Origin of the sequence: Pigmentiphaga humi (assembly GCF_900606115.1) — a bacterium.
Taxonomy (GTDB): Bacteria; Pseudomonadota; Gammaproteobacteria; order Burkholderiales; family Burkholderiaceae_B; genus Pigmentiphaga; species Pigmentiphaga humi.
In genome coordinates this window covers 281,145-302,605 of sequence record NZ_UWPJ01000017.1, presented here as the reverse complement: position 1 = coordinate 302,605, position 21,461 = coordinate 281,145, and the positions used below count along the sequence as shown (strand labels likewise).

The window sequence follows — 21,461 nt, the reverse complement described above, 5'->3', positions numbered from 1 at the left end:
CCGCCGCAAAGACGGCCGGCTCAAAAACCAAACTCTCTCCCCGAGGCGAGTAACGTTACGACACGAACGCCTCCCATCCTCCCCCGCACCCCGGTAGAATCAGACTTTTGCGCACTCCGCGCGCCGCCGCGGCGCCCCCCATGGAAGCCAGTCCCGTCCTAGACATCAAAAGCACCTCGCTCTACGCCATCCGCGTCGTGCTCCACACCTCCGACCTCGCGGCCGTACTAGCCGCGCTCGACCAGCGCATGCAGGAAGCCGCCGGCTTCTTCGAAGACGAGCCCGTCGTCATCGACGCCTCGCGCCTGGACGCCCCGATGGACTGGCGCCAGCTCGTCGACGCCCTGCTCGCGCACAGCCTGCCCACCATCGGCATCATGGTCCCGCCCGAACTGGCCGAATCCGCCCGCGAAGCCGGCCTGGCCCAGCTGTCGCTGCCCGCCGCGCCGACCCGCAAGCCCTCCGGCGAAGCCGAAGCCAGCGCCGAACCGCCTGCGGCCGCGCCGGCCCCCGCCGCCGAAATCGTCGCTGCGCCCGCCGAGCCCGCGCCCCAGGCGCCCGGCGCCGCGGCAGCCGCCGATCCGGCCGCGCCCCGCTCCGTGCCCACCATGGTGATCGAAAAACCGCTGCGCTCAGGCCAGCGCATCTACGCCCGGCAATCCGACCTCATCGTCCTGGGCGTCGTCAGCAACGGCGCCGAAGTGATCGCCGACGGCAACGTCCACATCTACGGCCCGCTGCGCGGCAAAGCCATCGCCGGCGCGCGCGGCGATGCCAGCGCGCGCATCTACACTACGCAGTTCGAGGCAGAGCTGGTCGCCATCGCCGGCGTCTACCGCACGATGACCACGGCCCTGCCTCCCGACATCCAGGACAAACCGGCAATCATTCGCCTCGACGGCGAAAAACTGCTGGTCGAACCCTTGCCCATCTAACTCATAAGGATCCACACCCCATGGCACGTATCGTTGTCGTGACTTCAGGCAAAGGCGGCGTCGGCAAAACCACCACCAGCGCCAGCTTCTCCGCCGGATTGGCCTTGCGCGGACACAAGACCGCCGTGATCGACTTCGACGTCGGCCTGCGCAACCTCGACCTCATCATGGGCTGCGAACGCCGCGTCGTCTACGACCTGATCAACGTCGTCCAGGGCGAGGCCACCCTCAACCAGGCGCTGATCCGCGACAAGCAGCTGGAAAACCTCTACATCCTGCCCGCCTCCCAGACCCGCGACAAAGACGCCCTCACCCAGGAAGGCGTCCAGAAAGTCATGGACGGCCTGAAGGAAATGAATTTCGAATACATCGTCTGCGACTCGCCCGCGGGCATCGAATCCGGCGCCCTCATGGCGGCCTACTTCGCCGACGACGCGCTGGTCGTGACCAACCCCGAGGTCTCCTCGGTGCGCGACTCCGACCGCATCCTCGGCATCCTGTCGGCCAAATCGCGCCGCGCCGTCGAAAGCGAAGAGCCCGTCAAGGAACACCTGCTGCTGACCCGCTACAACGCCAAGCGCGTGGCCGAAGGCGAAATGCTGTCGCTCAAAGACGTCGAAGACATCCTGCGCATCAAGCTGATCGGCGTGATTCCCGAATCCGAAGACGTGCTGCAGGCCTCCAACCAGGGCACGCCGGCCATTCACCTCAAGGGCACGTCCGTGGCCGAGGCCTACCAGGACGTGGTCGCCCGCTACCTGGGCGAAGACAAGCCGCTGCGCTTCGTCGACTACGAAAAGCCCGGCCTGTTCAAGCGCCTGTTCGGAGGTAAATAATCGATGTCGCTGCTCTCCTTTTTCCTCGGGCAAAAAAAGCCTTCGACGGCTGGCGTCGCCAAGGAGCGGCTGCAGATCATCCTTGCCCACGAGCGTTCGGGCACGGGCGCATCGGCCGACTACCTGCCGCAATTGCAGAAGGAACTGGTGGCCGTCATCTCCAAGTACGTCAAGATCGATCCCGACGACATCAAGGTGAACCTGGAACGCCAGGACACCTTCGAAGTGCTGGAAGTCAAGATCGAGATGCCGTCGGCCAGCTGACGGATCACCCGCCAGGCCCGGCGGCCGCTGCCGCCGCCCGCCAGAAAGCCTCCGCCGCCGCGGGCTCGGCCTCGCCGCGGCGGATCAGGCGAATCTCCAGCGCGATGCGCCATTCCTCGCCGCCCGCCTCCCGCAGTTCCCCCCGCTCGATCTCTCCCCGCACCAGGCTCATCGGCAGCCAGGCCACGCCGCGGCCGCCCCGTGCCATCGAATGCAGCACGGTGGCCAGATGCGCCGTCACGGCGACGTCGGCGCGCAAGCGCGCCAGCGCTGCCCCATGCACCGCCCGCACGATGCGCCCCAGGCCCGACTCGGCGCTATAAGACAATATCGGCACCCGCTTCCCGCCGCCCGCGCCCAGCACGAACCGGGCGCGGCCCTGCCTGTCGGGCGCGCAGACCGGCACCAAGGCGTCGCCGCCCACCCTGATCGACGGATACGCCGACGGGTCGAGCCGCGCCGGCATCTGCTCATGGGCATGGCACAGGAAGAACTGCGCCCGCCCCTGCGTCATCAGCGCCTCGCACTGCTGGGCCACGTCGGACACCAGCTGGATCGGCCCCAGGTCCAGGCGCGACTCCAGGCCGCGCAGCCAGTCCGGCAGGAAGGTCAGCGACAAGGCATGCGTGGCTACGAAGCGCAGCGTGGCCGAACTGGCCTGCGCGACGCGGCGCGCCTCGTCGGGAATGCGCTCGACCCGCGCCAGCATGTCTTGCGCCGTCGAGCGAAACCATAGCCCGGTATCGGTGAGCGTGACCGGATGGGTGGCGCGGTCGAACAGCGTCACGCCCAGCCACTCTTCCAGCATCCGGATGCGGCGGCTGAACGCCGGCTGCGTCATGTGCCGCAGCTCGGCGGCGCGCGAGAAATTGCCGCATTCGGCAAGGACCAGGAAATCTTCCAGCCAGATCAGGTTCATGGGCCGATGCCTGCAAAGCATGGAAACAGAGAAAACCGGCATTGGCCCGCCGGCGCGGCAACCGGCATGATACCCCCGCATCGCCACACAAAAGGAGCCATCATGTCCGTCCGCATCGTCGACATCCGCGAGATCACCCGGCCGATTTCATCTCCCATCCGCAACGCCTACATCGACTTCTCCAAAATGACGACCAGCCTGGTCGCGGTGGTGACCGATGCCGTGCGCGACGGCAAGCCGGTGGTCGGCTACGGCTTCAACTCCAACGGCCGCTACGGCCAGGGCGGCCTGATCCGCGAGCGCTTCGCGCCGCGCATCCTGCAGGCCGATCCGGCTTCGCTGCTGAACGACGCAGGCACCAACCTCGACCCGCACAAGGTCTGGGACGCGGCAATGAGCAACGAGAAGCCCGGCGGCCATGGCGAACGTTCGGTGGCGGTGGGCACCATAGACATGGCGGTCTGGGACGCCGTGGCCAAGATCGAAGGCCAGCCGCTGTTCCGCCTGCTGGCCCAGCGCCACGGCGTACAGGCCGACCCGCGCGTGTTCGTCTACGCCGCCGGCGGCTACTACTATCCCGGCAAGGGCAACGACGCCCTGCGCGCCGAGATGCGCTCCTACCTGGATCGCGGCTACAACGTCGTCAAGATGAAAATAGGCGGCGCCTCCCTGGCCGAGGACCGCGGCCGCATCGAGGCCGTGCTGGCCGAGATCGGCAGCCAGGCGCAATTGGCGGTGGACGCCAACGGCCGCTTCGACCTCGACACCGCCATCGCCTACGCCAAGATGCTTCGCGATTACCCGCTCTTCTGGTACGAAGAAGCCGGCGACCCGCTGGACTACGCGCTCCAGGCCACGCTGGCCGAGTACTACCCCCGCCCCATGGCCACCGGCGAAAACCTGTTCAGCCACCAGGACGCGCGCAACCTGATCCGCTACGGCGGCATGCGGCCCGACCGCGACTGGCTGCAGTTCGACTGCGCGCTGTCGTACGGATTGGTCGAATACGAACGCACGCTGCAAGTCCTGCGGACCTGCGGCTGGTCGCCGCGCCGCTGCATTCCCCACGGCGGCCACCAGATGTCACTGAACATCGCGGCGGGGCTGGGCCTCGGGGGCAACGAGAGCTATCCCGACCTGTTCCAGCCCTACGGCGGCTTCCCCGACGGCGTGCGCGTAGAACAGGGCCACATCGCCATGCCAGAGCTGCCGGGCATAGGCTTCGAAGGCAAGAGCGACCTGTATGCCGAAATGAAGCGCCTGGCGGCATGACTCCGCCCGGGATCGCGCCCGATTGACGCGGCGATTCCATCTCCATAAAATTGAACGTGCTCAAAATTAAGCATCGGCCTTGCCTGCCGGAGAGCAGGCGCCCGGGCCGCGCATGGGCACACGTGGAGAAAAGATGAGAATTTGCCGTTACGACGAAGGCCGCCTCGGCCTGGTGGAAGACGATAAGGTCTATGACGTCAGCGCCGTGCTGGAACAACTGCCCGCCCTGCGCTGGCCCGTGCCGCCGGGCGACCAGTTGATCGAGCACCTGGACCAGCTCAAGCCGGCGCTGCAGGCCGCCCGCCGGCAGGCGAGCGCGCGGCCGCTGGCCGAGGTCAGGCTGTTGAGCCCGGTAGCCACGCCGGCCAAGGTGATCGCAGCGCCGCTCAACTACCACGCCCACGTCGACGAATCCCTGGCCGATGCGCAGATCCACAACAACGTCCACGTGGCCCACTACGAGGGGTTCAAGAGCCCGGTCGCCAAGTTCGGCGTGTTCCTGAAATCGGCGCAGTCGGTGGTGGGAGCGGGAGAAGGCGTGCGCATCGCCTTCCCGGGCCGGCGCAACGACCACGAGGTCGAACTCGCCGTGGTGATCGGCAGGCGCGGCAAGGACATCCCCGCCAGCGATGCCTTCTCGTACGTCGCCGGCTACTGCATCGGCCTGGACATGACGGTGCGCGGCACGGAAGATCGCAGCTTCCGCAAATCGGCCGACACGTACTCGGTCCTGGGGCCCTGGCTGGTCACCGCCGACGAGATCGCCGATCCGGGCAATCTTTCCTTCTCCATCCACGTCAACGACGAACCCCGCCAGGACGCCAACACCCGCGACCTGATCACCGGCATCGCCGAACTGATCGAACTGGCGTCCAGCGTCTACACCCTGTATCCGGGCGACGTCATCATGACCGGCACGCCGGAAGGCGTGGGCACGGTCCAGCCCGGCGACGTCATGCACGCCCGCATCGAGGGCATCGGCACGATGGACGTCGCCGTACACGGCTGAGACAGCGGCACCGCCGCGCTACCGTCCCGGTGGAGGAGACACATGGATAACCCAGACAAAGCCGCGCAGGCCGCCACCCGCGCCGAACGCGAGGCCTTCTACGCCCGCATCGGCGCGGACAATCTCGCGCCGCTGTGGGAACAACTGCATAACCTGGTGACCCCGACGCCGCGCTCGGACTGCCAGCCGGCGCACTGGTCCTATCAGAAGGTGCGCCCCTATCTGACCGAAGCGACCGGCCTCATCACCGCCGAGGAAGCCGAGCGCCGCGTGCTCATCCTCGAAAATCCCGGCCTGCGCGGCAAGGCGGCGATCACCACCTCGCTCTACGCCGGCCTGCAGGCCATCCTGCCCGGCGAGGTCGCGCGCGCCCATCGCCACAGCCAGTCGGCCCTGCGGCTGATCCTGGAAGGCGACGGCGCATACACCTCGGTCAATGGCGAAAAAACCATCATGCGCCGCGGCGACTTCGTCACCACGCCGTCGTGGACCTGGCACGACCACGGCAACGACAGCGACGCTCCGATGATCTGGCTCGACGGCCTGGACGTGCAATTGGTGGGCATGCTCGACGCCAGCTTCGCGCAGTCCTCCCAGGCCGACCGGCAGGAACTGCTGCGGCCGGTGGGCGACAGCCAGATGCGCTACGGCAACGGCCTGGCGCCCATGGACTGGCAGCCGCCGGCCAACAAGGCCTCGCCGCTGTTCAGCTATCCGTACGAGCGCACCCGCGCGTCGCTGCACGCCATGCAGTCGGCCGGAGAGGCGGATCCTTGCCACGGCTATAAGCTGCGCTACATCGACCCGCTGACCGGCGGACCGCCCATGCCGACCATGGGCGCCTATGCGCAGTTGCTCCCGGCGGGTTTCGACCCCCTGCCCTACCGCTGTTCGTCGGGCACCGTATTCGCCGTGCTCGAGGGCCGGGTGCTCGTGGAGCTGGCAGACCGCCGCTTCCTGGCCGAGCCCAACGACGTCTTCGTGATCCCGAGCTGGGCCGAGCACCGCCTGGTGCCCCAGGAGAAGTCCGTGCTGTTCAGCTTCTCCGACCGGCCGGTGCAGGAGGCGCTGGGCCTGTGGCGGGAACAGCGCGGCGGCGCCAGCGGATCCCTATAAACAACGATGGGCCGCCGCCGCAGCCCATTCTCACGCGTTTTTCCGTCAACCGCCCCAGGGCCGGGCCAGCCGGCGATACCGATGCCGCAGTTGCGCGGCCACAGCCGGCAAACTCGGCCCTCTCGGGGATAGGACCCAATATGGAACATCATCCCGTCGTCATTTCCGGAGCCGGCCCTGTCGGGCTGGTCGCCGCCCTGTCGCTGGCCCAGAAGGGCGTCAACGTGGTCGTACTCGAAAGCGAGGACCACATCCCGCAAGACCTGCGCGCCGGCACGTTCCATCCGCCCACCGTCGAGATGCTCGATACGCTGGGCATAGGCGACACCTTGCGCGCGCGCGCCATCCGCGTGCCGGAATGGCAGGTCCGCGACCGCAAGGACGGCCTGGTCGCCCAGTTCGACCTGAGCCTGATCGCCGACCTCACGCCCTACCCCTTCCGCCTGCACGTCGAACAGCACAAGCTGTCGGCCATCGTCGCCGAGGCGCTACGCGGCCACAACAACGTCCGCATGCTGTTCGCGCACCAATGCACCGGCTACGAACAGGACGCCGACGGCGTCACGGTTACCTACACGGGGCGGGACGGCACCGGCGAGATCCGCGCCAGCTACCTGATCGGCGCGGACGGCGCGCGCAGCATCGTGCGCAAGACCATGGGCACCGAGTTCGAAGGCTTCACCTGGCCCGAGCGCTTCCTGGTCTTCGCCACGCGCTATGACCTGCGCGAGCAGGGATACACCGGCAACGCCTACATCGCCGACCCGGACGAATGGAGCGCGATCTTCATCCAGCCCCACGACGGCCCGCCGCCCATCTGGCGCATCGCCTTCCCCATCACGCCGGACATGGACGAGGCCGACGTGCTCGCGCCCGACTTCGTGCAGGGCAAGATCAAGGGCTTTCTGTCGCCCGACCTGGACTACGATATCCCGTACAAAAGCGTCTACCGGGTGCACCAGCGCGTGGCCAAGGACTTCCGCGACCGCCGCGTGTTCCTGGCGGGCGACGCCGCGCACGTCAACAATCCGCTGGGCGGCATGGGGCTGAACAGCGGCATCCACGACGCCATGAACCTCACCGGCAAGCTGGCCGAGGTGCTGCTGCACGGCGCCGCCGACTCAACCCTCGACCGCTACCACCGCCAGCGCCGCACGGTCAACGTCGAGTACGTGCAGGCCATCACCATCCGCAACAAGCGCCTGCTGGAAGAACGCGATCCGCAAGTGCGCCGCGAGCGCCTGGACGAATTGCGCCAAACCGTCGCCGACCGGCAGGCGCATCGCCAGTACCTGATCAATTCATCCATGCTCGCCAGCATCAAGCGGGCCAACGAGATCCAGTAACCGGCAGGATGCCGGCATCACAACAACGACGAGGAGAACCACCATGCAGGATTCCGATTTCCGGCCCGGCCGGCGCACATGCATCGCCACGCTGCTGGCAGGGGCCTGGGCGCCCGGCCGGCTGCTGGCCGCGACCGACACACTGGGACTGGCGGAGAAAGCGGTACAGGTCATCGTGCCCTTCACACCCGGCACCACGCCCGACCTCTGCGCCCGCCTGCTCTCGCCGCGGCTGAGCGAACTGTCCGGCCGCTCCTTCGTGGTCGAGAACAAGGCCGGGGCCTCGGGCATGATCGGGCTGGGCGCCGTAGCCAAAGCCGCGCCCGACGGCCATACGCTGGCGTTCAGCACCAATACCGCCCTGACGCTGCCGCTGGTCTACAACTCGGTGCCGTTCGACGTGATCGAGAGCTTCAGCCCCGTGGCGATGCTGGGCACGACCAATTTCGCGCTGTGCGTGCATCCCTCGCTGGGCGTCACCACGCTGGAGCAATTCGCCGCGTATGTGCGGCGCAACCCCGGCCAGGTCAACTACGGCTCGCCGGGTCAAGGCACCTTCCATCACCTGTGCATGGAGATGCTGGCCGCCAACCTGAAGCTGGACATGGTCCACGTGCCCTACAAGGGCTCGGCGGGCGCCACCACCGACCTGCTGGCCGGCCACATCAAGGCCATGTTCCAGCCCATGCACGTGGCCGTGCCCATGCAGCAGGAAAATCGCCTGGTCATCCTGGGCGCCTCGCGCAAGGAGCAGGACACCACCTACACCACGATCGCCCCACTGGCCACCCTGGGCGCGTCCGGCTACGACGCCGACGCCTGGTACGCGGTATGGGGCCCGCGCGGCATGGATCCCGCCTTGGTGGGACGCTACAACGCCGCCCTGAACGGCTTGCTGGGCGACGCCACTATCCGCGCAACCCTGGTCAAGCAAGGCGTCACCCCCAAAACCATGACACCCCAGGCGCTGGGCCAACTCTCGCGCGAGGAACTGGCCAAGTGGCGCGAGGTGGTCAAGGCGGCGAAAATCCAGCCGGCCTGAGGCCGGATACAAAGTTCGGACACAATTTGCGGTCAGAAAAACAACGGCTCCCCGCCTTGCGGCCGGGGAGCCGTTTAATGCGGCGCCGCCACGCGGCGCCGGCAACAAGGTTCTACCGGTTCTTGCCGACCTGATCGCCGACCACGCCGCCGATGGCCGCGCCGCCCACGGTGCCCAGCACACTGCCGCCAGATACCGCCGCGCCCGCGACGCCACCGACGCCGGCACCCACGGCGGTGCTCTTCTGGCGGCCCGACATGCCGTCCCACGTGGAGCATCCAGCCGCGGAAACAACCAGCGCGGCACCGATCATCATCTTGCCAACGAGATTCGCTTTCATAGGTGTACTCCCTTATCAGGTGTTTGATCGTTCAACCGCGGCATGAATGGTCACGCCACGTCCCATGGATTCCACAGTGACAGATTCGGCGAGGCTTGTCTGTGAACGAACTAGACAGGCATTACACAACGTAACCTGGATCCGGACGCATTTTCTCCGCTGCATCGCGGGACTCGAAACCTGGCGCGAATAGGCTTATGCTGGAAAATTGGAAACCATGCGAACTGGGAGATTCTCGGTGGACGCTGTTGCCCAAGCAATGCCCTGGCGGCTGGAAGAAATCGACCTCGAGCGGGTCGCCCCAGGCCAGGTCAGGGACGACAAAACGCTGTTTTTCCTCTTGTGCAGCGCGTCGTTCATAGAAAGCGGCTCTGACCTCTACACCCGCAACCTGGTCACTTATTACCGCGACGACAGCGACGTCGCGGATTGGCTGGGCCGGCATTGGGAACCCGAGGAACTGCAGCACGGTCGCGCGCTGCGCGCCTACATCGAACGGGTCTGGCCGGAGTTCCGCTGGCAGGAGGCCTTCGACAGCTTTTTCGCCGACTATTCGCAGCGCTGCACCCTGGAAGAGTTCGAACCCACGCGCGCCCTGGAGCTGGCCGCGCGCTGCGTGGTCGAAATGGGCACCGCCACCCTCTACCGCAGTCTCGCCGCCTATGCGCCCGAACCGGTGTTGCGCGAGATCGCCACCCACATCCGGACCGACGAGGTCCGGCACTACAAGCACTTCTACCAGTACTTCAACCTCTACAACGGCCGGGAAGGCAATGGCAGGATGAAGGTGCTGGGCGCGCTGGTGCGCCGGCTGCTCGAAATACGCAACGATGATTCGGAATGCGCGATCCGGCACGTACTCAATCACCGCGATCCCGCGCGCGCCAACGACAGGGACGAGATCGTGCGCATCACCCATGACGCCCAGCGCCTGGTCCGGCGCAATCTCAGCGCCGACATGAGCGTGAAGATGTTCCTCAAGCCGCTCAACCTGCCGCCGCGCCTGCAAGGCGGCATCGAAACGCCGCTGGCGCGGATGGTGGATTACGCCATGCGCTAGCGCCAGGCCATGCCGCCGGCCGGCCGGCCCAGGGTCTCGGCGTAGCGGCCCTCGAGGTAGTTGAGGATTTCGTCGGCCCGGCCGACCGGCCAGTCCCAGATGGCGGTCCAGGGCAGATAGGATGCGATGGAGAAATCCCGCTTGAATCCGGCTATCACCGCGCGGTAGGCCGCATAGCCGAAGCGCTCCTCGCGGGCACGGCCCAGTTCGGCCAGCGCCGTCTCGATGCGCTGGCGCAGCGCCGGATCGGCGCCTATGGTTCCCGGCGGATAATAGGAGGCGGCCGGCGCACCGGCCGCCATTGGCATGGCAGGATTCATGGTCTCGCTCCCGACGCCGATCGCGCGCCCCGCCGCGGGGGCGGCGCAGGATATGGCATGGACATTCATTACCGGCTCCTCGTGCGGGGAGGCCGAGGCAGCCATGCCGACGGCGGCACCACTTCGCCGGTGGTCGGATGGATGTACAGCTTGATCTTGGCGCCGTTCTTGTCGAAGCCTTCGATTTCCCAGCAGCCGTCGTCCGGCTCGGCTTCGCGCACGTCGTAGCCCAGCTCCTCGGCCTTGCGTATGGCCTGGTCGATCGGAATCCAGCGCTCGCGGGGGACGTAGGCGCATTTATCGGCCGCCTGCGCGGCGGAGCCGAAAGTGGCGGTGGCAGCAGCGGCGATAATCAGGGCGGGCAAGATGCGCATGGCGTTCCTCGTTCGTGTTGGTTGTCTACGGTGGCCAGAATAGCCACCGGCCGCCGCGTATCCCTGACCGCGCCTGTCAGCGTTTTATCAGCCAGCGCCTGTTAGTGTCCGCCCCATGCCTCCAAAAGCTTTTCTCCCCTCCTCCCTCCGGCCCGGCCTGGCCGCGCTGCTGCTGGCCGCGCTGCTGGCCTGCGGCCCGGCGTCCGTGCAGGCCCGCGACGACGCCTGCAAGAAAGACCAGGACTGCGCCCGCGAGGCGCTGGTGCACGGAGAAATCCGCCCCCTGTCGGCCGTGCTCGGCGTGGTGCGCGACAAGGTGCCGGGCGATATCATTGAGATCGAGCTCGATCGGGAAGACGGCATCTGGATCTACGAGGTCAAAGTGCTGCCGCCCAATGGCCGGCGCAAGAAGCTGGAGATCGATGCCCGCACCCTGGAAATCCTGAAGATCAAATAAGTCGGACAAGCCATGCGAATACTGGTAGTCGAGGACGAACCACGCATTGCCGCGGACATCCGGGCCGGCCTGGAGCGCGTGCACTATGCCGTGGACGAGGCCGCCGACGGCGAAACGGCGTGGTTCCGCGCCGGCACCGAGGACTACGACGCCATCGTGCTCGACCTCGGCCTGCCCAAGCTCGACGGGCTGACCGTGCTCAAGCGGCTGCGCGCCGCCGACCTCGCCACGCCGGTTCTGATCCTGACCGCGCGGGACGGCTGGCGCGACAAGGTCGAGGGCATCGACGCCGGCGCCGACGACTATCTCGCCAAGCCCTTCCAGATGGAAGAACTGCTGGCCCGCCTGCGCGCCATCACGCGCCGCGCGGCCGGCCAGGCCTCGGCCATCCTGCGTGCGGGGCCGGTCGAGATCGATACCCGCACCCGCCTGGTCACCGTGCACGGCTCGGCCATGACGCTGTCCGCGCTCGAATACCGGCTGCTGTCGTACCTCCTGCATCATCCGGGCCGGGTGATCTCGCAAAGCGAGCTGATCGAGCACATCTACGAAACCGGCAGCGACCGCGACACCAACGCCATCGAGGCGCTGATCGCGCGCCTGCGCCGCAAGCTCGGCGTGGAACTGATCGAGACCCGGCGCGGCCACGGCTACCTGATTCCCGACCCCGGGCGATGAGCCGGCGTTCGCTGCTGGTCCGCCTCGGCTGCGCCGCCGCGCTGATGATCCTGCTGGCCCTGGCGCTGGGCGGCCTGGGCCTGACGCTCATCTTCGACCGGCAGATGCAGCACCGCGCGGTCGCGGAACTGGACATCCACGCCAAGACGCTGGCCGCGCAGGTCCACGTCGCCGCCGACGGTACGCTCTCGCTCGAGGCCCAGCCTGTCGACCCGCGCTTCGGCCAGCCCTATAGCGGGCTCTACTGGCAGATCTCCGGCCCCGGCGGCCGGTCGCTGCGCTCGCGCTCGCTGTGGGACACGGCCATTCCCGTCGAACCCGACCCGCCGGGCACGCCGCGGCACAGCACCTGGGTCGACGGCCCGCAGCAGACCCTGCTGCTGTCGGTCGAGCGCACCGTACTGCTGGAAGAACCCGACCCCGGCGTCGCCGTCCACATCGCCGTCGCGCTCGACAGCGCCGACCTGCAGGCCGAACGCCGCTCCTTCCTGAGCCTGCTGGTGCCTTCGCTGCTGGCGCTGGGCCTCCTGCTGGCCATCGCCATGGCCTGCTTCATCCACCTGGCGCTGCGCCCCTTCCGCGCGCTGCGCACCGACCTGCGCGCCATCCATGCCGGCCAGCGCCGCCAGTTGTCGCGCGAGGTGCCCGACGAGGTGCAGCCGGTCGTGGACGACCTGAACCGGCTCATCGCCTTCCAGGATGCCGCCGTCGAGCGCGCCCGCACCCAGGCCGGCGACCTCGCGCACGGCCTGAAGACGCCGCTCGCCGTCATGGGCGCCATGGCCCGCGAGGCGCGCGCGCAAGGCCAGGAGAAGCTGGCCCTGGACATCGACGAACAAGTGCGCGCCATGGGCCGCCACGTGGACCGCGCGCTGGCGCGCGCCCGCGCCGGCATGGCCGCGACGCTCGGCCGGCATGCCTGCGACGTCGCCCCGGTCGCAAAGAAAACGGTGCGCGCGCTCAAGACCCTGCCCGATGCCGCGGCCCTGCTGTGGCAAGTGGATATTCCCGACACGCTGCGCTTTGCCGGCGACGAAGGCGACCTGATGGAGCTGTTCGGCAACCTGCTCGACAACGCCCGCAAATGGGCCAGCGCCCAGGTGCGCCTGCACGCGGCCGCTTCCGGCCGTTTCGTGAAGATCGTCGTGGAAGACGACGGCCCCGGCATGTCCGAAGAAGAAGCCGCCCACATCGAACGCGGCCGCCGCTGGGACGAATCACGCCCCGGCACCGGCTTCGGCCTGGCCATCGCCCGCGATCTCGTGGAGGCCTACCGCGGCGCCATCGGTTTCGACCGTTCGCCGGAACTGGGCGGACTGCGCATCACGCTGACCTTGCCCGGGAAACCGCCCGACGCCGATTAGGCGGCCGTCTCCACCGCCTACGAAAAAAAACGCTAAAGAAAATGTCCCGCGTGCCGAAAATAATGGAACACCCGAAGTGGATTTGTTTATATTTCAGAAAAATTCGGCCATCAAAGGCCATTCAAGGGGAGGACCCATGCATCATCAACTGAAATTGACCTGCGGCCTGAGCCTGGCCGCCCTGCTCGCGGCCTGTGGCGGAGGAAGTGGAGCAGTCCAGCCGCCGTCAACCGCGCTCACGGCAGATCAGATCCGCCAATATTCCGCGCATTCCGTCTTTGCCGGACTCGAGCTGCCGGTGCCCTCCACGCTCTTGACCATGGCGGTGTTGAGCTACGCGCAGGATCCCGACGAGGGCTCGCTCGAATGCGACAGCGGCACGGCGACCGGGGAATACATCGACGTCGACGAGAGCGGCACGGTGTCGGCCGGCGACAAGGTGAACTTCACCTTCAACCAGTGCGAAGCCAGCGGCGACAGCGAGTTCTCGCCCACCGGCGATGCCATGGATTTCAAGTTCGACGGCAAATTGCACGCCGTCATCACGGAATACGACCTGCCGATGCTCGCCAGGGCTGCCGCCACGCCCGCCCACTTCATGGCGAACGTCTCGAAGGCCTCGAAAGCAGCGCCGATCTCTGCCCACGTCGGCGTGAAACTGCAATACGAGCAGCTGCAGATCATGGAAGACGAGAAGCTCGACGGAACGATGAGGACGCGGCTCTCGATCACCGTTCCCGACCTGGACGTGCTCGCCCGGCAAGCCGCGCCGGACGACTCTCCGTCGATCGTCATCGCCCACAGTCAGGAAAGCGGGGAAGAGCTGAAAGTGTCTTATTCGGAAGCGGGCAAGAACTACGCGCTGACGATCAGCGAGTTCCGCAGCGAGGACAACCTCTCCTGCAACCCGGATGCCAGCTGCGACGACGACAGCGACGACGATTCGGACGACGACGCAGTGCAGCATAGATTCACCACGCTGCAATTCACCAATAAAGGCAGCGACTACGCGCTGGGTTCGTCCTTCGAATACCGCATGCGGCTGGCGGAGCCCCTGGTCCCCTTCAGCTCCGGCACGGTCCTGACCGAAACCAGCGGAGAAACCATCACCACGACGTTCTCCACCGTCAACCAGCAACCCATGGTGGCCATCAAGTCCACCGGCGGCGCCGCCTGGTCCGGCGACCTGGACAAGTACACCGACGACTGACGCATCCGGCGGCCCGGGCCCCTGGGCACAGCGGGTCCGGCTTTGCCGGCCCGCAAGTAGAGCCCCACGGAGCCCGGCGCCGCCCCCCAAGGCCGGTCCTGGCATCGGGGGCTGCCGCTTAGCGGCGGGGGCCCACCGTTCCGGGCGCGCGCGTAAGCGCGTAGGGGGGCCCCTACACCAACGCCTTGAACCGCACCCGCTTCGGCTTGGCGCCCTCCTCGCCCAGCCGGCGCTTCTTGTCGGCCTCGTATTCCTGGTAGTTGCCGTCGAAGAACACCACTTGCGAATCGCCTTCGAAGGCCAGAATGTGGGTGGCGATGCGGTCCAGGAACCAGCGGTCGTGGCTGATGACCATGACGCTGCCGGCGAATTCGAGCAGCGCGTCTTCCAGGGCGCGCAGGGTTTCCACGTCCAGATCGTTGGAGGGCTCGTCCAGCAGCAGCAGATTGCCGCCGGCCAGCAGCGTCTTGGCCAGGTGCAGGCGGCCGCGCTCGCCGCCCGACAGCTTGCCCACCTGCTTGTTCTGATCAGCGCCCTTGAAATTGAAGCGGCCCAGGTAGGCGCGCGAAGACATTTCGAAGCGGCCCACGGTGAGCAGGTCGGCGCCGTCGGCCACGGCGTCGAATACGGTCTTGGCGTCTTCCAGCGCGTCGCGCGTCTGCTCGACATAGGCCAGCTTGACGGTGGAACCGCGCACGACCTCGCCGCTGTCGGGCTGCTCCTTGCCGGCGATCATGCGGAACAGCGTGGATTTGCCGGCCCCGTTCGGACCGATGATGCCGACGATGGCGCCAGGCGGCACCTTGAAGCTGAGGTTGTCGATCAGCAGGCGGTCGCCATAGCCTTTGCTGACGTTGTTGAATTCGACGACATCGTTCCCCAGGCGCTCGGCCACGGGGATGAAGATCTCCGAGGTCTCGTTGCGCTTCTGGTATTCGTGCGAGCTGAGTTCCTCGAAGCGCGCGATGCGCGCCTTGGACTTGGCCTGGCGCGCCTTGGGATTCTGGCGCACCCACTCCAGCTCTTTCTTGATGGTCTTCTGGCGGGCCGATTCGCTGGCCTCTTCCTGCTTGAGGCGGTCGTCCTTCTGCTCCAGCCAGGAGCTGTAGTTGCCCTTCCACGGAATGCCGTGGCCGCGGTCCAGTTCCAGGATCCACTCGGCGGCGTTGTCCAGGAAGTAGCGGTCGTGGGTCACGGCCACGACGGTGCCGGGGAATTTCTGCAGGAATACCTCGAGCCAGTCCACGCTTTCGGCGTCCAGGTGGTTGGTGGGCTCGTCCAGCAGCAGCATGTCGGGCTTGGACAGCAGCAGGCGGCACAGCGCGACGCGGCGCTTCTCGCCGCCCGACAGATGGCCGACCGCGGCTTCCCAGGGAGGCAGGCGCAGCGCGTCGGCGGCGATCTCGAGCTGGTGCTCGATGTCGTCGTTGCCGCTGCCGCTGCCCGCGGCGATGATGGCCTCCAGCTCGCCCTGCTCGGTGGCCAGCGCGTCGAAATCGGCATCGGGCTCGGCATAGGCGGCGTAGACTTCGTCGAGCCGCTTCTTGGCCGCGAACACGCCGCCCAGGCCTTCCTCGACAGCCTCGCGCACGGTGTGCCCAGGGTCGAGCTGGGGCTCCTGCGGCAGGTAGCCGATGCTCAGGTTGGGCATGGGACGGGCTTCGCCCTCGATGTCCTTGTCCACGCCGGCCATGATCTTGAGCAGGGTCGACTTGCCGGAGCCGTTCAGGCCGAGCACGCCGATCTTGGCGCCCGGGAAGAACGACAGGGAAATGTCGCGCAGGATCTGCCGCTTGGGCGGCACGATCTTGCCGACGCGATTCATGGTGAAGACGAATTGGGCCATGGGTACTCGAAAAAAAGACTCAGTCCAGCTTGATGCCGGCCTGTTTGATGATGTCGCGGTTGTTGTCGTATTCGGTGCGGATGACCTTGGCGAAATCGGCCGCGCTGCCGCCTGTGGGCACGTTGTCGCTGCCCACCAGGCGCGCCTTGAGGTCGGGCTGCGCCAATGCCTGGTTGATCTCCGCGTTCAGGCGCTGCAGCACCGGTTCGGGCGTGCCGGCCGGCGCGAAGATGCCGAACACCGACATCATGTTGGCCTTGGGGTAGCCCGCCTCGGCGAACGTGGGCACGTCCGGCAGCAGGTCGATGCGCGCGGGCGCGCCGATCGCCAGCGGCTTGAGCTTGCCGGCCTTGATGTGGCCGTTCAGCACCGGGCCGAGATTGGTGGAAAGCAGTTCGAACTGTCCGCCCAGCGCGTCGTTCTGCTGCTGGCCGCCGCCCTTGTACGGAATGTGGGTGATGTCCACGCCCGCGCCGCGCTTGAACTGCTCCAGCATGATGTGGCCGACGGTGGCCATGCCGGAGGTGCCCCAGCGCAGCGCGCCCGGGCGGTTGCGGGCCTGCTCGACCACGTCGGCCAGGCGCGTGCCGGTAAAGGCCGGCGTGCCCAGCAGCACCACGGGCGAAGCCATGACGCTGACCACCGGCACGATGTCCTTGAAGGGATCGTAGTTGACCTTGCCCAGCAGCGGATTGAGCGACAGCGGGCTGATCGACGAGAACCCTATCGTGTAGCCGTCCGGCGCGGCCTTGGCCACGGCGTCCATGCCCAGCGTGCCGCCGGCGCCGGCCTTGTTCTCGACGACGACGGTGGCGCCGAGCTGGTGCCCGAGCTTGTCGGCCAGCGCGCGCGAGACGATGTCGCTGACGCCGCCGGGCGGGTAGGCGACGACGATGCGCACCGGCCGGGCGGGCCAGGTCTGGGCGGATGCGCCCGTGGCGGAGAAAGCCAGCAGGCAGGCTCCGAGCAGGAGCAAAGGTTTGTTCATGGCGATGGATCGTAGGAGCCGCGCCCCGCGCGGCGAAACGGCGCGCTGTCGCGGCCTGCGGATGGCGCTATTGTAGTGGACGCCCCCGCGCGCGGCCATGGCGCGGACGGGCGCTCCCGCGCTGCGGCGCGGCGCCGCCCCGCCTTGTTGTTATGCTTGTCCCATCCCGACCATGACGGCGACAGCCGCCTGCCTGCCATGCTGCCCTTCGACTGGAACTTCCCCTACCCTTCGCAGAAGATGCCGCTGCTGGCGGCCAATGCCGTCAGCACCAGCCAGCCGCTGGCCTCGCAGGCCGGCGTGCGCATGCTCTATGAAGGCGGCAACGCCGTCGATGCCGCGCTGGCCGCCGCCATCGCGCTGACCGTGGTCGAACCGGTCATGAACGGAATCGGCGGCGACCTGTTCGCGCTGGTCTGGGAAGACGGCGCCCTGCACGGCCTCAACGCCAGCGGCCGCTCGCCGGCGGCCTGGACGCCCGATCATTTCCGCGGCAAGACCGCCATGCCCGCCACCGGCTGGGATGCGGTCACCGTGCCCGGCCAGATCGCCGGCTGGCGCGCGCTGTCCGAACGTTTCGGCAAGCTGCCGTTCGAGCGGCTCTTCGAACCGGCGATCGGCTATGCGCGCGACGGCTTCCAGGTCACGCCGCACATCGCGAGCCTGTGGGCGGCACAGGCGCCCAAGCTGGCCGGCGAACCCGGTTTCGCCCAGGCTTTCTTCCGCGACGGGCGCACCCCGCAGCCGGGCGAGCGCTGGCGCTTTCCCGAGCAGGCCGAGACGCTGCGCAGCATCGCCAGCAGCCGCGGCGAAAGCTTCTACCGCGGCGAACTGGCGCAGGCCATCGTCGATTTCGCGCGCCGGAGCGGCGGCACGCTCACGCTGGCCGACCTGGACGCGCACCAGGCCGAGTGGGTCGAGCCGCTGCGCCAGGATTTCCGCGGCTATACGCTGCACGAGATCCCGCCCAGCGGCCAGGGCATCGCGGCGCTGTCGGCGCTGGGCATGCTGGAACGGCTGGACCTGGAAGGCATGGGCCTGGACAGCCCGGCGATGTACCACGCCATGGTCGAGGCGATGAAACTGGCCTTCGCCGACCTGCACGAGCACATCTCGGATCCGGTCACGATGCGCCAGACCGCCGCCGCCCTGCTGGACCCCGCCTACCTGGCGCAGCGCGCCGCGCTGATCGATCCCGCCCGCGCTTCGTCGCCGGCCGCCGGCACGCCGGGCGTGGGCGGAACGGTCTACCTCGCCGCCGCCGACGCCTCCGGCATGATGGTGTCCTTCATCCAATCCAATTACCAGGGCTTCGGTTCGGGCGTGGTCGTCCCGGGCACCGGCATCTCGCTGCACAACCGCGGCTTCGGCTTCAGCCTGGTTCCCGGCCACGTCAACCACGTGGGCCCGTCCAAGAGGCCGCTGCACACCATCATCCCCGGCTTCGTCACGCGCGACGGCGCGCCGCTGATGGCCTTCGGCGTCATGGGCGGTTCGATGCAGGCCCAGGGCCACGTGCAGATGATGGTGCGGCTGGGCGCCTACCGGCAGAACCCACAGGCCATGAGCGACGCGCCGCGCTTCCGGATCGAAGGCGGGGCGGTCAAGCTGGAGTCGCACACGCCGCCCGCGGTCGTGGCGGCGCTGCGCGAACTGGGCCATGAAGTCGAGGTCGCGCCGCGCCACAGCCTGGATTTCGGCACGGCCCAGTTGATCTACCGCAGCCAGGAAGGCTATATCGCCGCCTCGGACTCGCGCCGCGACGGCCAGGCGGCGGGCTTCTAACCGCCCTCGGCGCCGCGGTCGCGCCTGAGCAGGGTACTGGCCGCCTTGCGCAAGGGCGCCAGCAGCCGGCCGATCAGGGCGAGCTGCGTCAGCACCAGGCGATGGCCGTCGTCGGCATCGTCTTCCGGCAACTGGGCGATCGCCTGCGCCAGCGCCGCTTCCTCCCGGCTCTCGGCATCCAGCGGGGCGCGCCGCGCCAGGCCGGAGGCGATGGCGTCCAGCGCGTGGATCACGCCCATCGTCATGCGCGCGATCTGGTCGTCGCTGGCGTGGTCGGACAGATTCTCGCGATGCGCGCCCAGGCCCGAGAGGTAGTTCAGCAGCGTGTGCGACAAAGTCAGGAAGCGCAGGCCGGCGTCGGCATCGCGGCGGAAGTGGCCCGGCTCGGCCAGCATGTTGGACATCGCCATCGAGAACGCCGCGTCGGCGTTGTGGGCATTGCGCCGCGCCAGCCTGTAGGCGAGGTCGTCGCGCTTGCCGGTTTCATACTGGATCATGATCTCGCGCAGGTAGCGGCTGTTGGCCGCGAGCGCCTTGGCCGCCACCTGGTCGAGCTGGCGGCCCTGCCAGTCGGGCAGCACCACCATCACGGCCAGGCCGGCGATCAGCGCGCCGAGCACGGTATCGACCAGGCGCGGCACGAAGAGGTCGTAGCCGTTGCCGATCTGGTTGAAGCACAGCAGCACCAGCACGGTAATGGCCGCCGTCCCTATCATGTAGCGCGTCGAGCGGGTGGCGAAAAACACCACGCCGGCCAGCACCGCGATCAGCGCCTGCACCATCAGGCTTGAGAACAGCTTGAAAACCACCCAGCCGACGACCAGGCCCAGCACGGTGCCCAGCACGCGCTGCACCAGCCTGGTCCGGGTGGCGCCGTAGCTGGGCGCGCAGACGAACAGCGTGGTCAGCACGATCCAATAGCCTTGGTCGGGATGCACCAGGTGCAGCATGCCGTAACCGGCCGCCAGGGCCAGTGTCAGCCGCACGGCGTAGCGGAATACGGGCGCGCCGGGCGTCAGCTGCAGGCGCACGCGGTCGATCGCCTCACCCAGCGATTGCGGCGACCGGTCGAACAGGCTGTTGTCCTGCTGCTGCTCGTCCAGCTTGTCGGGATTGCTGGCCTGGCCGAGACGGCGGTCCAGTTCGGCCAGGTTGCCCGACAGCGCCGCCACCGAGCGCAGCAGGCCGGACCACTCCGGACGGCTCTGGCGGCGCAGGTAATCGAGCGAGGCATCCAGGTCGGCGCGCGCCTGCCGCGACGCGTCGCCCGCGTCGAACGGCCGGCGCAGCCGGATCGCGCGCGCCAGCCGGCGGCAGGCCTGCCCCTGCAGTTCCAGCAGGCGCTGGCAGCGGAACAGGATGTCGCTATGGAAAAACGCCTCGGCCAGCTCGTTGTACGGATAGTGCGAGGAACTCGCGCGTTCGTGCACGTCCTGGGCGATGAAATACAGGCGCAGGTAGCGCGCGGTCTTGCGGCCCGGCCTGCTCTGGCCCAGCCTGCTGAAGATGCTTTCCTTGGCGGCATTGAGCGCGGCCACCACCTTGCTATTGAGCTGGGCCAGCGCCAGCCGGCGGGCCTCCAGGTCCACGCCGCGCACCGGCTCGAACAGCGAGGCCTTGCGCACCAGGTAATCGCCCAGCACCGCATACAGCCCCGCCAGCCGCTGCTGCACGGGCTGGTGCACGAACACCGCGGCCCACAGCACCGACAGCGCGCCGTACCAGGCCGCCCCGGCCATCAGCAGCGCCGGCTCGTGCCAGAAGCCGCCATGGCCGCGGCTTTGCTCGACGCCTATGGTGGTATAGATGGCGAGGATCAGGGTCGCATAGCCGATCGCCCGATAGCGTTCGCCTATGGCCCCCAGCATGGTCAGCCAGAAAGTCGATACCACCATGCCCGCGAGGAACAGCCATGGATACGGAAACAGCGCCTTGACCGCGATGGCGGCCACCGCGAAACATGCCAGCGTCACGGCCAGCGCCAGCAGCCGGCCCCGCCAGTTGTCGTCCGTTTCGGCCAGCGCGCAGGCAATGACGCCCAGAAAGGCGGGAATGACCAGGTCCATCCGCTCCTGCTGCCAGCACAAGGCCATGATGCCGGCCAGGGCGATGAACACGCGCAGGGTGTAGACGAAGGGGTCGAGCGCCCAGAGACGGCGCAGCAGAGCGGGCAAGGCGAATGCGGACATGGGAAATGACGGAGAACGGCCTGACGCACTATCGCATGCAGGAGCCGTGCCAGCCACTCATGCGCACCCTATTCGTGCATGAATCGCTGCGGCAGGCCCGCCGGCAGCCTC

At 67.7% G+C, this 21,461-nt stretch carries 21 protein-coding genes; 14 read left to right on the top strand and 7 right to left on the bottom strand.

Annotated elements, in window-relative coordinates; all coding sequences use genetic code 11:
• Positions 1-140: 140 nt before the first annotated feature.
• Genes minC through minE form a run of 3 tightly spaced genes read left to right on the top strand, consistent with a single transcriptional unit; the run spans position 141 to position 2,035 of the window.
• Positions 141-935 (top strand): septum site-determining protein MinC, encoded by a 795-nt coding sequence (gene minC / locus PIGHUM_RS11575; protein WP_124079736.1) that lies wholly within the window; start codon positions 141-143, stop codon positions 933-935.
• A 20-nt stretch (positions 936-955) separates the two neighbouring features.
• The gene (minD, locus tag PIGHUM_RS11570; RefSeq protein WP_124079735.1) at positions 956-1,771 is read left to right on the top strand and encodes a septum site-determining protein MinD; all 816 of its coding nucleotides are present in this window, start codon (positions 956-958) and stop codon (positions 1,769-1,771) included.
• 3 nt (positions 1,772-1,774) lie between these two features.
• Complete coding sequence (gene minE, locus PIGHUM_RS11565; protein WP_124079734.1) at positions 1,775-2,035, top strand: cell division topological specificity factor MinE; 261 nt, start codon at positions 1,775-1,777, stop codon at positions 2,033-2,035.
• A gap of 4 nt (positions 2,036-2,039) precedes the next feature.
• Here minE and PIGHUM_RS11560 read toward each other — a convergent pair whose 3' ends face one another.
• On the bottom strand, positions 2,040-2,954 hold the full coding sequence (locus PIGHUM_RS11560) for a LysR family transcriptional regulator (RefSeq protein WP_124079733.1): 915 nt from the start codon (positions 2,952-2,954) through the stop codon (positions 2,040-2,042).
• A gap of 102 nt (positions 2,955-3,056) precedes the next feature.
• On the opposite strand from PIGHUM_RS11560, the gene PIGHUM_RS11555 reads away from it, so the two are divergent.
• The 5 genes from PIGHUM_RS11555 (at position 3,057) to PIGHUM_RS11535 (ending at position 8,739) form a co-directional block, all read left to right on the top strand.
• On the top strand, positions 3,057-4,226 hold the full coding sequence (locus tag PIGHUM_RS11555) for a mandelate racemase/muconate lactonizing enzyme family protein (protein WP_124079732.1): 1,170 nt from the start codon (positions 3,057-3,059) through the stop codon (positions 4,224-4,226).
• Between the two features lie 133 nt (positions 4,227-4,359).
• A complete protein-coding gene (locus PIGHUM_RS11550; RefSeq protein ID WP_124079731.1) occupies positions 4,360-5,235 on the top strand; it encodes a fumarylacetoacetate hydrolase family protein in 876 nt (291 codons plus the stop codon).
• A 42-nt stretch (positions 5,236-5,277) separates the two neighbouring features.
• On the top strand, positions 5,278-6,351 hold the full coding sequence (gene gtdA, locus PIGHUM_RS11545) for a gentisate 1,2-dioxygenase (RefSeq protein ID WP_124079730.1): 1,074 nt from the start codon (positions 5,278-5,280) through the stop codon (positions 6,349-6,351).
• A 140-nt stretch (positions 6,352-6,491) separates the two neighbouring features.
• Entirely contained in the window at positions 6,492-7,697 is a 1,206-nt protein-coding gene (locus PIGHUM_RS11540; RefSeq protein ID WP_124079729.1) for an FAD-dependent oxidoreductase, read from the top strand.
• A 43-nt stretch (positions 7,698-7,740) separates the two neighbouring features.
• Entirely contained in the window at positions 7,741-8,739 is a 999-nt protein-coding gene (locus PIGHUM_RS11535) for a Bug family tripartite tricarboxylate transporter substrate binding protein (RefSeq protein ID WP_124079728.1), read from the top strand.
• Between the two features lie 112 nt (positions 8,740-8,851).
• Here the strand turns inward: PIGHUM_RS11535 and PIGHUM_RS11530 are convergent, their stop codons facing one another.
• Positions 8,852-9,079, bottom strand: a complete 228-nt coding sequence (locus PIGHUM_RS11530) for a glycine zipper 2TM domain-containing protein (protein ID WP_124079727.1) — start codon at positions 9,077-9,079, stop codon at positions 8,852-8,854.
• Positions 9,080-9,338: 259 nt separating this feature from the next.
• On the opposite strand from PIGHUM_RS11530, the gene PIGHUM_RS11525 reads away from it, so the two are divergent.
• A complete protein-coding gene (locus PIGHUM_RS11525) occupies positions 9,339-10,139 on the top strand; it encodes a ferritin-like domain-containing protein (protein WP_124079757.1) in 801 nt (266 codons plus the stop codon).
• Here PIGHUM_RS11525 and PIGHUM_RS11520 read toward each other — a convergent pair.
• The gene (locus PIGHUM_RS11520; RefSeq protein WP_124079726.1) at positions 10,136-10,459 is read right to left on the bottom strand and encodes a hypothetical protein; all 324 of its coding nucleotides are present in this window, start codon (positions 10,457-10,459) and stop codon (positions 10,136-10,138) included. The genes PIGHUM_RS11525 and PIGHUM_RS11520 overlap by 4 nt on opposite strands.
• A gap of 68 nt (positions 10,460-10,527) precedes the next feature.
• On the bottom strand, positions 10,528-10,833 hold the full coding sequence (locus PIGHUM_RS11515) for a PepSY domain-containing protein (protein WP_124079725.1): 306 nt from the start codon (positions 10,831-10,833) through the stop codon (positions 10,528-10,530).
• Positions 10,834-10,948: 115 nt separating this feature from the next.
• Here PIGHUM_RS11515 and PIGHUM_RS11510 point away from each other — a divergent pair, with 115 nt between their 5' ends.
• The 4 genes from PIGHUM_RS11510 to PIGHUM_RS11495 all read left to right on the top strand — a co-directional run bounded on the left by PIGHUM_RS11510 (position 10,949) and on the right by PIGHUM_RS11495 (position 14,542).
• Positions 10,949-11,290, top strand: a complete 342-nt coding sequence (locus PIGHUM_RS11510; protein ID WP_124079724.1) for a PepSY domain-containing protein — start codon at positions 10,949-10,951, stop codon at positions 11,288-11,290.
• Between the two features lie 12 nt (positions 11,291-11,302).
• A complete protein-coding gene (locus PIGHUM_RS11505; protein WP_124079723.1) occupies positions 11,303-11,968 on the top strand; it encodes a response regulator transcription factor in 666 nt (221 codons plus the stop codon).
• On the top strand, positions 11,965-13,332 hold the full coding sequence (locus PIGHUM_RS11500; RefSeq protein ID WP_124079722.1) for an ATP-binding protein: 1,368 nt from the start codon (positions 11,965-11,967) through the stop codon (positions 13,330-13,332). Before PIGHUM_RS11505 ends, PIGHUM_RS11500 begins: the two co-directional genes overlap by 4 nt.
• Positions 13,333-13,468: 136 nt before the next feature.
• Positions 13,469-14,542, top strand: a complete 1,074-nt coding sequence (locus tag PIGHUM_RS11495) for a hypothetical protein (protein ID WP_124079721.1) — start codon at positions 13,469-13,471, stop codon at positions 14,540-14,542.
• A gap of 172 nt (positions 14,543-14,714) precedes the next feature.
• On the opposite strand, the gene ettA is transcribed toward PIGHUM_RS11495, so the two are convergent.
• Together ettA and PIGHUM_RS11485 are read right to left on the bottom strand one after the other, a co-directional pair.
• Positions 14,715-16,388 carry an energy-dependent translational throttle protein EttA gene (ettA, locus tag PIGHUM_RS11490; RefSeq protein ID WP_124079720.1) on the bottom strand — a complete coding sequence of 558 codons (1,674 nt, stop codon included), beginning with the start codon at positions 16,386-16,388 and terminating at the stop codon, positions 14,715-14,717.
• Between the two features lie 19 nt (positions 16,389-16,407).
• Entirely contained in the window at positions 16,408-17,376 is a 969-nt protein-coding gene (locus PIGHUM_RS11485) for a Bug family tripartite tricarboxylate transporter substrate binding protein (protein WP_124079719.1), read from the bottom strand.
• 198 nt (positions 17,377-17,574) lie between these two features.
• Between PIGHUM_RS11485 and PIGHUM_RS11480 the strand changes: the two genes are divergently transcribed.
• Positions 17,575-19,161: a gamma-glutamyltransferase family protein gene (locus tag PIGHUM_RS11480; RefSeq protein ID WP_124079756.1), complete on the top strand. Its 1,587-nt coding sequence runs from the start codon at positions 17,575-17,577 to the stop codon at positions 19,159-19,161.
• On the opposite strand, the gene yccS is transcribed toward PIGHUM_RS11480, so the two are convergent.
• Positions 19,158-21,350, bottom strand: coding sequence for a YccS family putative transporter (gene yccS, locus PIGHUM_RS11475; protein ID WP_124079718.1), 2,193 nt, complete (start codon positions 21,348-21,350; stop codon positions 19,158-19,160). The two genes, PIGHUM_RS11480 and yccS, sit on opposite strands and share 4 nt — an antisense overlap.
• Between the last annotated feature and the right edge of the window lie 111 nt (positions 21,351-21,461).